This is a genomic window from Allobaculum fili, assembly GCF_020969955.1.
GTDB lineage: Bacteria > Bacillota_I > Bacilli_A > Erysipelotrichales > Erysipelotrichaceae > Allobaculum > Allobaculum fili.
The window spans coordinates 1-11,596 of the sequence record NZ_JAHDSX010000061.1 but is presented as its reverse complement, the minus strand read 5'-3'; the positions used below and the strand labels follow the sequence as shown (position 1 = coordinate 11,596).

The 11,596-nt window shown below is 49.3% G+C and carries 12 protein-coding genes and 1 rRNA gene; 10 read left to right on the top strand and 3 right to left on the bottom strand.

Features of this window, described 5'->3' with window-relative positions; translation table 11 throughout:
* The first annotated feature begins 140 nt into the window (after positions 1–140).
* Positions 141–247, top strand: a 5S ribosomal RNA gene (rrf, locus tag Afil_RS09900).
* Between the two features lie 102 nt (positions 248–349).
* On the opposite strand, the gene Afil_RS09895 is transcribed toward rrf, so the two are convergent.
* From Afil_RS09895 to mnmE, 3 genes are all read right to left on the bottom strand, one after another.
* Positions 350–1,237, bottom strand: a complete 888-nt coding sequence (locus Afil_RS09895) for a hypothetical protein (RefSeq protein WP_230268398.1) — start codon at positions 1,235–1,237, stop codon at positions 350–352.
* 293 nt (positions 1,238–1,530) lie between these two features.
* The gene (locus Afil_RS09890) at positions 1,531–2,136 is read right to left on the bottom strand and encodes a DUF1622 domain-containing protein (RefSeq protein ID WP_230268397.1); all 606 of its coding nucleotides are present in this window, start codon (positions 2,134–2,136) and stop codon (positions 1,531–1,533) included.
* A gap of 28 nt (positions 2,137–2,164) precedes the next feature.
* Positions 2,165–3,496: a tRNA uridine-5-carboxymethylaminomethyl(34) synthesis GTPase MnmE gene (gene mnmE, locus Afil_RS09885; protein ID WP_230268396.1), complete on the bottom strand. Its 1,332-nt coding sequence runs from the start codon at positions 3,494–3,496 to the stop codon at positions 2,165–2,167.
* Between the two features lie 355 nt (positions 3,497–3,851).
* Between mnmE and Afil_RS09880 the strand changes: the two genes are divergently transcribed.
* From Afil_RS09880 to Afil_RS09840, 9 genes are all read left to right on the top strand, one after another.
* Positions 3,852–4,451: an L-threonylcarbamoyladenylate synthase gene (locus Afil_RS09880; protein ID WP_230268395.1), complete on the top strand. Its 600-nt coding sequence runs from the start codon at positions 3,852–3,854 to the stop codon at positions 4,449–4,451.
* A gap of 227 nt (positions 4,452–4,678) precedes the next feature.
* On the top strand, positions 4,679–6,190 hold the full coding sequence (lysS, locus tag Afil_RS09875; RefSeq protein WP_230268394.1) for a lysine--tRNA ligase: 1,512 nt from the start codon (positions 4,679–4,681) through the stop codon (positions 6,188–6,190).
* A 370-nt stretch (positions 6,191–6,560) separates the two neighbouring features.
* Positions 6,561–7,358 (top strand): histidine kinase N-terminal 7TM domain-containing protein, encoded by a 798-nt coding sequence (locus Afil_RS09870; protein WP_230268393.1) that lies wholly within the window; start codon positions 6,561–6,563, stop codon positions 7,356–7,358.
* Entirely contained in the window at positions 7,297–8,154 is an 858-nt protein-coding gene (locus tag Afil_RS09865) for a hypothetical protein (RefSeq protein ID WP_230268392.1), read from the top strand. The genes Afil_RS09870 and Afil_RS09865 overlap by 62 nt, the downstream gene beginning before the upstream one ends.
* A gap of 38 nt (positions 8,155–8,192) precedes the next feature.
* Positions 8,193–9,482, top strand: coding sequence for a sensor histidine kinase (locus Afil_RS09860; RefSeq protein WP_230268391.1), 1,290 nt, complete (start codon positions 8,193–8,195; stop codon positions 9,480–9,482).
* A 107-nt stretch (positions 9,483–9,589) separates the two neighbouring features.
* Positions 9,590–9,907: a response regulator gene (locus tag Afil_RS09855; protein ID WP_230268390.1), complete on the top strand. Its 318-nt coding sequence runs from the start codon at positions 9,590–9,592 to the stop codon at positions 9,905–9,907.
* A complete protein-coding gene (locus Afil_RS09850) occupies positions 9,886–10,131 on the top strand; it encodes a response regulator transcription factor (protein WP_230268389.1) in 246 nt (81 codons plus the stop codon). The genes Afil_RS09855 and Afil_RS09850 overlap by 22 nt, the downstream gene beginning before the upstream one ends.
* Before the next feature lie 282 nt (positions 10,132–10,413).
* Entirely contained in the window at positions 10,414–10,740 is a 327-nt protein-coding gene (locus Afil_RS09845) for a hypothetical protein (RefSeq protein WP_230268388.1), read from the top strand.
* A 281-nt stretch (positions 10,741–11,021) separates the two neighbouring features.
* Positions 11,022–11,435, top strand: coding sequence for a hypothetical protein (locus Afil_RS09840; RefSeq protein WP_230268387.1), 414 nt, complete (start codon positions 11,022–11,024; stop codon positions 11,433–11,435).
* The last annotated feature ends 161 nt before the right edge of the window (positions 11,436–11,596 follow it).

The following is an 11,596-nucleotide window of genomic DNA, read 5'->3' as shown; positions in this document are numbered from 1 at the left end:
AGTACTAATCGGTCGAAAGCTTAATCTAAGATTCGAGAAAGCTATACGCAAGAAGCCACTATGGAAACCAACGATCGCGTTAGATCGTTATGCTGGAAGACTGATGTTTGTTTTTGGAAGATCCATTCAAAAAATCTACGTATGGTGGCGATAGCCTGCAGGATACACCTGTTCCCATCTCGCACACAGCCGTTAAGCTGCAGAACGCCGACAATAGCCGCAAGGCAAAGATAGGAAGCTGCCAGACAAAATGAAATCCCCGAAAGATAAAGGAGAAATCCGATATTCTTCGGGGATTTTTTTCATATTCAGCGTTTATGAACTGCAGCTGCCTGCAGATCGTTTTGGATTAGTAATTCAGAGTGACAGGACCGACGTCAAAGGAATCCATCAAGTCATCTGAGTTAAAAATATGGAATGTCAGTTCAACTTCTGAGATTTTATCGATGTCGTTGTCTTCAAGGTCGGAAGACATGATGGTAATGCCCTCTCGTACCTTTTTACCAGGTATAACATCCGACGAGAAGATTGGATCTACCATATAGCCGTTGATGGAACAGTCTCTGGCCTGAACAGTCCTAGGGATTTCTGAATTATTCTCGATATAGACCATAAGATCAGCTCCGAAAAATTCATCGTATTCCACTTCATCCAGAGAAATGATCTTGATTCCATTCTGGTCTACAAGAACGGTACCTTCCGGTGCATCGGTTTCGGATTCTTCTTCTCCGGTTTTCAGAGTGATCAGATCGGAATCTACGCTGTCCATGAAGTCATCGCTGTTGAAGAAGTGCAGGTTGAATTCAATGGTGTGGATTTTATCGATGCCCTGATCTTCCAGCATGCTTGAAAGGAAAGTCATTTCGCCTTTGCCAGTCTTGCCGGGAGCCACTTCGATGGACATGGATGGATCGATCATAGCGCCGTTAACCGAAGTGTTTCTGGCCTGAACGGTCCAGTTCTTATCCGAATTGTTTTCAAAGACCATCTTTACTTCTTCGCCCAGAAAGCCTTTTTCCATGCCGGTTGCGGTGACCTTGAGACCGTCCTGATCGTAAATAACGGTTTCTTTAAAACCTTCCTCTTCTTTTTCTTTCTTTTCTTCTGTTTGTGCGACGGACGTTGCTTCACTCTGTCCTCCGCTTGTGCTGTCTTTCTCCGGTTTGGAATCGGAAGAAGAACAGCCAGCCAGAAGAAGAGCCGCGCAAAGGAGCGCAGCTGTACGTTTGAATTTCATAATCTTCTCCTTTGTCCTGTTTGCCAAACCGTTCGGCCGCTTTGGATCAGCCAACAGGGATTACAGATTTAAAATACCATTAATAATGAATGAATAATCGGAGTATCGCAAAAAGATAAAAAAGATGTCGAAAATGATCAGCGGCTTACCGGGAGCGGCATACTCTGAGGTCTCCATTTCTCAAAAGCAGCATTAGTTCGGGTTCGGCGTCTCTTTTTTGTCTTCGAGGAAATATACGTAAAAAAAGGTTCATTTTCCACGAATGGAAAAATGAACCTGAAATGGATCCAGATTTATTCGGTTTGCGGATCGTTTGAGGCGGAATTCGAAGCCGTATTCTGGGCATCCAGCTGACGGCGCAGAGATTCGACTTCATTTCGCAGTTCATCCATTTCTTCGGCTGAACGGGTACGGTTTTCGTTATGGAGCAGGGAGAAATGATAGGTTGCTCCCGAACGCGAAGACTTGGATCCATGGCTTTCTTTTATACGCTGAGCGGGAGGAAGCGAAAGATCGCTTTCATCAGCACTCTTCAGTTCCCGGTCGATCAGAACGACCATGCAGGCCTTGACCACAATGAGAAGAAAGACTTCGAAAATATCCATCAGGGACGCCGCTGTGATCGTTCGCAGAATTTCGGCACCCAGCTTGAAGGTCAGACCAAGAGACTGGCCATGAAGCAGATAGACGCGGGCATAGCGTTCATGACGAAACAGCTTGAAGAACGCCGAAACGGTGGTAAAGACGATCAGGATGATCGACATCAGCTCCAGCAGATACATGGAAAAGGCTGCCAGATCCATGACCACTTCATGAAACAGCCGGGTCGTATCCGACATATAGGCGGCTTCGCGCAAAACGATGGGCGCGCTGGCGGATAAGGTGGAAATAAAATACATGAAAAAGTACTCCTAGCGGGCGTTTTCCTTATTTGCCCAGACAGAAATTGGTAAACAGGGTATCGAGAAGATCTTCCCGGTGAACTTCACCGAGAATCTCCTTGAGATGATCGTGTGCAGACAGAAGATCAATTTCGATCAGATCCGGCTCTATGCCGTTTTCCATAGCTTCTCTGGCGCGATCCATATCCTGTCGGGCCTGACTTAGAAGCCCGAGCTGCCGTTCGTTGGAAAGACGCGGCTGCCATACGATCTGATCGCTCGTGAACAGATGGCCGAGCGCTTCGCTCAAGCCGCCCAGATCTTTGTTCAGAGCGGAAATCGAGACGGCGCCATCCATTTCAAAGGCGGGGGCAAGATCCTTTTTGTTCAGGATCAGAATGCGCCGCTTGTTTTCGGTCATCTTCAGAAGCTCCTGATCCTGTTCGTCGAGAGGTCTGGACGCATCCAGAACGAGCAGAACAAGGTCCGCATCTTCAATCGACTGACGGCTTTTTTCAATACCGATCTGCTCGATCTTTTCTGCCCCTTCTCGGATGCCGGCGGTATCGACAAGATTGAGAACAAAATCGCCGATCTGAACACGGCCTTCGACTAAGTCGCGCGTCGTTCCGGCAATATCCGTTACAATCGCTTTGTCTTCCCGCAGCAGAGCGTTGAGCAGAGAACTTTTGCCGACATTCGGCTTGCCGGCAATGACCGTCCTGATGCCGTCCTGTACCATCATCCCGGCTTTCGAACGTTCGATAATTTCATCCATTCGTTCAATAATTTCACGCGAATGAGGCAGGAGCGTTTCCGCCGTCATTTCGGCGGCATCTTCGTATTCAGGATAATCGATATTGACTTCGATATTGGCGATCAGATCCATCATGGAATCGATCAGCGGCTGAAGCAGCTTGCGGATTTCTCCGCGAATGGAGTAGATGGCCTGTCGGCTTCCGGCATCGGTGGACGCATCAATCATGTCTTCGACCGCTTCCGCCTGGGACAAATCAATCCGGCCGTTCAGAAAGGCGCGCTCCGTAAATTCGCCGGGTCGGGCCATCCGCGCGCCGTTTTTCAGGAGCAGCGAAAGAATCTTGCGGGTAACGAGCGGTCCGCCGTGTGCATTGATTTCCACAACATCCTCGCACGTATACGATCGAGGGGCACGGAAAACAGAAACGAGAACCTCGTCAACCGGCGTCTGGTTTTCTTCAATATATCCATAATGAATGGTATGGCTTTTCGCGGCGGAAAGATTTCCGGAAAAGAGGGAATCCGCGATCGCAATCGCATCGTCGCCCGAGAGCCGGATAATGGAGATGGCTCCGCGCGCCAGCGGGGTAGCAATCGCCGCAATGGTATCTTCAAACATGTAAAACCTCCTGAAGCTGAAACCGGCCGCGCCGTTCAGCCAAAAGCGTGTAAACAGGCAGATTAAAAAAACAGAAGAAAGGCAGACCGTAAAACCCGGCCTGCTTTCTTATCTTCCTCTTAACGAGAATAGCACACCCGGCCAATGTATCCGCATCCCAGGAACGATCGCCAGGACAAGGGCTGCCGGCGATTTGGGATCCGAATCCGAATGCAGACAAGCCGGACACGTACGCTGCAGAACACCGATCTGGCTTTTGGGCAAGCCAGGCCGGCTCTGGTTGTATACAATGCTTAAGGCACTATATAGTAGAAACCCAAATAAATTAAGCGGAAATTCTAAAGCAGGTGAAAAAATGAAACAGTATTCGAGTACACAGACTCGTGAAATGGCTCAGGATCTGAAGGACGGAAAAATCCTCGCGTTTCCGACCGATACCGTATATGGCGTCGGCTGCATTTGCGGTGATCTGGACGCCCTTCAAAGACTGAAACAGATTAAAAAGAGACCGGAATCCAAACCGATCCCGATGATGTGCGCATCTCTGGATCAGGTCGAGGATATCGTTGAAATTTCCCCGCTGGCGCAGAAGCTGGCGGACGCATTTTTACCTGGCGCCATGACGCTCATCGTACGTCTTAAAGAAAACGCCAGTCGGGAATACACGAACGGGAAGGATACGATTGCCCTTCGTATTCCGGATGCGCCGGTACTGCTCGATGTCATGCGTCAGACAGCCAGACCGCTGATGGTCAGCTCCGCCAATCTTTCCGGCGAACCGGCTGCCCTTTGCATGAAAGAGGCTGCCGATATGCTTCCGGCACTCGACGGAATTCTCGACGGTCCCTGTCAGGAAGGCATCGCCTCCACCATCGTGGACTGCACCGGGGACGCACCTGTAATCCTTCGTCAGGGACCTATTCATCTCGAAGAGATTAAAAAAGTCCTTGGCTAAAGCCATACAGCCTGTCGCAGGCATAGCGGGCGTCTGTACGGGTTTTCGAACAATTTGACAGAGCCCGAAAAAATGAATACTCTGAAGAGAAAGCAAAACGAAAAATGGTCAGAACTGTTTTTGATAAAGTGAATTTGAACGCTTTTTCCAAACTGGAAAGCGAACGGTCTGATCTGCAGACTTTTGTTTTGCGCACCGAAAATATGTAAACAGAAAGGAATGTCATCATGAGCCAGAAAGGCAATAAAGATAACGTAAAACTGACTGAACAGGAAAAAGTCCGTCGTCAGAAAATGCAGGATCTGATCGATATGGGCGTTGATCCATTCGGCCAGGCCTATCCAAGAACCCACCGAACCAGCGATATTCTGCCGGTTTATGCGGATAAATCCAAAGAAGAACTCGAAGAACTTCAGGTTCCGGTTAAAGTCGCCGGCCGCATTATGACCAAGCGCCGCATGGGCAAAGCCGGATTCATGCATATCCAGGACCGTGACGGCCAGATCCAGATTTACGTACGTAAAGATACGGTAGGCGATGAGGCTTACGAAGTGTACAAGAAAAACGATATTGGCGATATTGTCGGCATTGAAGGCATTCTGATGAAAACCGATCATGGTGATATTGCCGTACGCGCCAAAGAGTACACGCATCTTTCCAAATCACTCCGTCCGCTTCCGGAAAAATTCCATGGACTGACGGATATGGAAGAGCGTTTCCGTCGTCGCTACGTCGATCTGATCATGAATGACGATGCCCGCCGCATTGCAATTACGCGTCCGAAAATCATTCGTGCCATTCAGCAGTATCTTGACGGCCAGGGCCTGATTGAAGTCGAAACGCCAGTTCTGAATACCATTCTTGGCGGTGCGGCAGCCCGTCCGTTTGTAACGCATCACAATACGCTCGACATCGATATGTATCTGCGTATTGCTACTGAGCTGAACCTGAAGCGTCTGATTGTCGGCGGACTCGAAGGGGTTTATGAAATCGGCCGTCTGTTCCGTAACGAAGGCATGGACCAGACCCACAACCCGGAATTCACAACCGTTGAAGCGTATGTGGCTTACTCCGATCTGCGGGGCATGATGGACCTGATCGAAGGTCTGTTCCGTTATGTAGCACAGAACGTTCTCGGTACGCAGACCGTAACGTATCAGGGTACGGAAATTGATCTTTCTAAGCCGTTCGCTCGTCTGAAAATGTCCGAAGCGGTTTTCGAAAAGACCGGCATCGACTTCGAAAAAATTACCGATTTCGAAGAAGCGAAGAAAATTGCGGAAGAACACGGCATTGAACTCGAGAAGAAGCACAACTCGGTTGGTCACATTCTCGACCTGTTCTTCGAAAAATATGTGGAAGAAACGCTGGAACAGCCGACATTTGTCTACCATTATCCAGTAGAAATTTCCCCGCTGGCCAAAAAGAACGCGGAAGATCCGCGCTTCACCGACCGGTATGAGCTCTTCATCAAAGGCCACGAATACGCCAACGCCTTCTCTGAGCTCAACGATCCGATTGACCAGAAAGAACGCTTCCTCAATCAGCTCGCTCTGCGCGAACTGGGCGATGATGAAGCGAACGACATGGACGTCGACTACGTAGAAGCCCTCGAATACGGCATGCCGCCTACCGGCGGTGTCGGCCTCGGCATTGACCGTTTTGTCATGCTCCTGACCGATCAGAGCTCGATTCGCGAAGTCCTGCTCTTCCCGACGATGAAGCCCCTCTCGGACTAAATAAGCACAAAAATCAGGTTTAAACAGCGTTTGCGCCGTTTTGTTAATCGAAAAAATGTCGTAAAACGGGGTTACCGCAAATTTTAAACAAATAACTTTTTGAGCATCGCTCGTGATTTCCGACAGAACCTTGGACTGTATAGTTCGGGGTTCTTTTTTTTCAGAAAGCAGAAATAACCGTACGGCGTATGACTGTGCAGACTTTTTCATTCATACGAGCGGACAGGCGAGATGGCGATGTTCAGCTGCTCCTGACGGGTCAGTCCCAGTCTGGCTAAATCAAAAATATGGCTGCCTCGGTTCTTCGGGAAAACGTTACCTGTACCTTGCCCGAATAATAAAACAAGATGAATTAGAAAGGAGGTTCCTCATGACGAAACAGAATCACAAAACAGGTCTTCTTGTAGACGCGATGATCTTCTCTGCTGTTTTCTTACGCGTTCTGGGAAATCTTGGCATATTGGGCGTTCCCAGTGGAATTGTCCGCTCGCTTATTTATATCGCTCTTTATATCGGATGGGAAATTTCCGTCAGCAAACGGATCATTCAGGTAGAGGTGCGCCATTATCTGATTGCTGTTTCAGGTTTAATGGTTTTCTGGTTTATTCTCCGTTCAATGAAATACTATTTCATAACCGATATCGGAACAGCACGGCAACTGTGGGACTGGTACTACCTGCCCATGCTGTTTATTCCGCTGTTTTCTTTGCTTGTTGCCCTCCCACTGGGGAAGCCCGCAAATGCAAAGTTATCGAAAACGACGCTCCTGTTATTAGCTGTTCCTACGGTGCTCTGTCTGCTTTTTGAGCTTACAAATGATTTCCATCAGCTTGCCTTTTCCTTCCCGGAAGGAGAGGCATGGACGGGCGAAAACAATGGATATAGATTCGGGTATTATATCGTTCTCGGATGGGAGATATTTTGTGCTTTGGCGGCATTTGTCATCATGCTGATCAAGTGCCGACTCTCCCAAAGGAAAAAATATCTTCCGTTCTTGCTGTTAACATGCTCGATCGCATATGCCCTGATATATCAGCGGCGCAAAATGGATGCGGCTGATCGGCGGAGACATCACGGCAGCCCAGTGCCTGATGTTTACCGGAATATTGGAAAGCTGTATTCAGAGCGGGCTGATTCAGACCAATACCGGGTACAAATCGCTGCTTGAAGCCGGCTCCATAGGAGCGCAGATCGTAGACACGGACTTGCATACCCGTTATGCCTCTTCAAACGCACCGATGCTGACGGCGGATGTGATACGCTCGGCACAAAAGGACGCGACCATGCTGGATCGCAACACGCTGCTCAGAAGCTGCAGGATCAATGGCGGTCATGTTTTGTGGCAGGAAGATATCACAGACATTACTGCTCTGCTGGAAAAGCTGGAGGAAAACCGGCAAAGGATTTCGGAAAGCGATGATGTGGAGCAGCAAAACTATAAAACCAAGGTAAAGATCAATGCAGTTCGGGAAAAGAGCCGGCTCTATGACCGGCTGCAGGCACACACAGTGCATCAGATCGAGCTGCTCGATCAGCTGCTGACACAAAATGAAGCGGAAGACAATCCGGAAATTCGCCGCAGTCTGCTGGCAAAAGCGGCGGTGATCGGCGCGTACATAAAACGCCGGGGCAATCTGATGTTTATCGGTGAAAGATCGAGCGTAACGGATACCGCTGAGCTGTCCGCCTGTCTGGAGGAATCCCTTGCCAATCTGGAACTGATGAGTGTGGAATGTGCCATGGATATTCCGGGCAAAAACCGCATTTATACCCAGGATGCAATCCGTGTCTATGACTTTTTTGAAGCCGTGACGGAAGCGGCCATGGATGACCTTCGTTTGGTCTGGCTGAAAGCCCGCAGTCTGGAAGATGCGATCGTCTTTTATCTGCATGCGGAAAGCAAAGGCGATTTGTCGGAGCTGTCTGTTCTTGCCGATACGTGCACCTGTGAGGAAGGCGTATAGCGCTTTTCCCTTCGGATCGGAAAGGCGGGTGAACCGGCATGAGGAATTTTTATTTTTCTTCAACTCCGGCACAAACGCCGCTGCTGGTTGCCTTGTTCCTTACCCTGATCCTGTCCCTTTTCGTGATGCTGGCTGCTTACGGTAAACTGCGCGACAAGCGGAATAATATTATGCATCTATCCATATTTGTGCTCGTTCTTATCGTATTGTCCGGGCTGGCGGATGCTTTTTCAAAGATGACCAAAGGACTGGCGTACAGGACATGGCTGCCTCTGCCTATGTGGCTTTTATGGGGCATCACATTAGCGGCAGATCTTCTGCTGATATGGGATATGGCAAAGCTGCACAGACTGGGAAAGCAGACGCTCAGCCGCGATTCCGTCAAGCAGGCTCTGGATATGCTGCCAAGCGGCATCTGCTATTTTACGCCCTCCGGGAGTGTGAAACTGTGCAACCGGCAAATGGATACTCTGTTCCGCACGATCTCACAGAGTGATCTCCAGACGGTTGCGGAACTGCAGGATGCGCTGTCAGACTGCAACGCGTGCAGCGGGGTGATCCAGCTCTCTCCCCAGAGGCAGACTTGTCTTTTTCCCGACGGCAAAGCCTGGCGTTACCGGAAGACTGAAGTGAAAGCGTCGGACGGCACCTTGTATACGGAAGCTATCTTTTCGGATGTCACGGAGCTGTACCATAAAAATCTTGAGCTGAAAGCGCAGATTAAACGGCTGAAAGCCATTTCGCTCGAATTGAAATGGCTTTCTGACAATGCTTTAATCCTGACAAGAGAAAAGGAAGTGCTCGCCGCCAAGACGAAGCTGCATGACGATAGGGGAGCGGGACTGATTGCCATACGCCACATTCTTAACCACAACCAGACGGAGGAAGCGGCAAATGCCATTGAGCTGTTCTCCCGTGCGGTCAGCGCTATTAAATACGATAATGACTATTCGCAGGGGCACAGCGAGCTGGACAGATTCCTGCAGGATGCCAGGACCATCGGTATCCAAGTAAACTTATCCGGAGAATTGCCTGAGCAGGAGAAGCTTCGCGGTGTGATGATCCTCGCCATGCGGGAATGTCTGACAAACAGCGTGCGCCATGTCGGATCAACAGCACTGTATATAACGGTGGAGAAAACCGGCGGCAGCATTTCCATGCAGATCACAAACGACGGAAGATCGCCCGAAACGGAGATCGTTCCCAAGGACGGACTTTTCAACCTGTATCGCCATATTCTGGACTGCGGCGGTACGATGGAAATACAGTCGAAACCGGTCTTTGTGCTGACCGTGGTTTTCCCGGGGACAAAGGAGAGTATGAAATGAAACAGGTTCTGATTGTAGAGGATCAGCGGATGCCCCGTGAATACATGGAGCGGGTGCTTTCCGACAGCTGCAGATAGGAGCTGGCCGCCAGTCTCAACGGAGCGGATATGGCTCTTTTGAAATGCGGTCAGCAGCACATTGACCTGATTTTGATGGATGTCTGTACTTCAGGGTGTAAAGACGGCATTGAAGCTGCCGCCGAGACCAAGGCGAAGTTTCCGGACATCCGGATCGTCATCGTCACATCCATGGTTGAGGTGAGCTACCTGAAACGTGCAAAAGCGGCCGGAGTGGACAGCTTCTGGTATAAGGACATCAGTCCGGAAGCACTGATCGACGTGATCGACCGGACCATGGCGGGCGAACATCTTTTTCCGGGCGAAACGCCGAAGGAAAATTGGGATTGGTCGAAAGTACGGAGCTGACGTCAAAGGAGATCGAGGTACTGCGGCTGATCTGTGACGGATTGGAAAACTATGAGATCGCCGCCCGGCAGAATGTTTCGGAAAGAACCATCAAATACCATGTTTCCAACATTTTGTCCAAAACCGGATTTACGAATAGAACCCAGCTTGCCATCGCGGTAACAAAGAAGAATTTTATCGTTCCAAACCTCCCCGAGGAACAGACATTTTCCACAACCGAATAACAAGAACCTGTTCTGTCTATCCTGGCTTTCTTTAGAGCCGGGATTTTTTTTGAAAATTTTTCTGAAAAAAGTGTCCGAACCTGTACTTAAGGACAGGGCGCGATCGAAAATAACTCATTACAATGGCCACAGTATCAATCTGTAAGGAAAATAAATATCCGTATTCTGTCGAAAACGAGAAGGCCCTGAGAGGCAAGCGGAACACGTGCCGGCTTTTTCTTGCCGCAGCTCAGGCCGAACTTGCTCTGCAGCAGGAATCCTCATCAGGAGAAAGGAGGGGGGATGAAACAGATTCGAAGCGTATTCTTGATTGCGCTGCCTGCGCTGACAGTTCTGGGAGTGACCGGAGTTCGTCTGTTTCGTTATTTTGCTGCTGAACGGATCATGGAAAATGGCGGCTCGATGAATCCGGACACTGTGGATGGTTCAGAGACTCCTACGATAGATGGTTCAGAGACTCCTACGATACTGGATGGCGATCATACATACGCCGATAATGAGATGCTGCTTCAGGTGATTTCAGGCACTTGGTCAAGTGAGGACGGGCATTATGTCATAGAGCTGGACAGCGGCTGCCGCATCAAGCTTTTACTGGATGGCGAGCAATAGCTGGATGATCCTATTCAATTTGTCTATCTTCAGCCGGGAATCGTCCAGTCTACGGAGTTTTTCCTGGATACCTGCGTATTGCAGAGGAAAGATGGATCCCCTGCGGGGGAAATCACTTCCTTTTACCATGAGGCCTCGGATGAAGATACTGACGGCAGACTGATCCTGGAGCTCGACCTTGCGGACAGCAGCAAAACAGTCGAGTTCAAAAAGCAAGAGAAATAACCAAAGATACCGTGAAGAATTTGCATTCTGAATCAACAAAAACGGAGAAAATTACCATGACTAACGGCAGACAGATATTTTTGAAGATCACTTCTATCCTGATGATCGCAGGCGGCATCATCGCAGGGATCGCCGGGGTGATCGCGATTCTTGGTGTCAGTGCACTGGCGGCGCTGGCGGGGAGTGCAGATGGAACGGGTATCCTCTACGCGAGTTCCATCATCGTGACAATCAACTCGGTGATTGAGATCATCGCCGGCGTAAAAGGTCTCAGGGCGTGCAAAGTCCCTGAGAATGCCAGCAAATGCGTGAACTGGGGCATTGGGATCACGGTTCTGAGCATTATTTCTACGGGAATCGGTCTGATCGGCGGCGGAAAGTTCCGTATTACGAATCTGGCGCTCAGCTTGCTGGTACCCGGACTGTACGTCTACGGTGTCTGGAAAACAATGCCCAGTGTAAATGCATAACAGTACACTATAGCCATTTTTGAAAGGAAAATTACAATGTCATTAAGTTAAGGAGGGATAAAAATCGTATACCCTGTTCATGAGCGTTGTTATTTCTTATATTTTGCGTCTCAGGCATGACGAAAAGGATGATTTTCTACCTGTTGAAAAAATCATCCTGA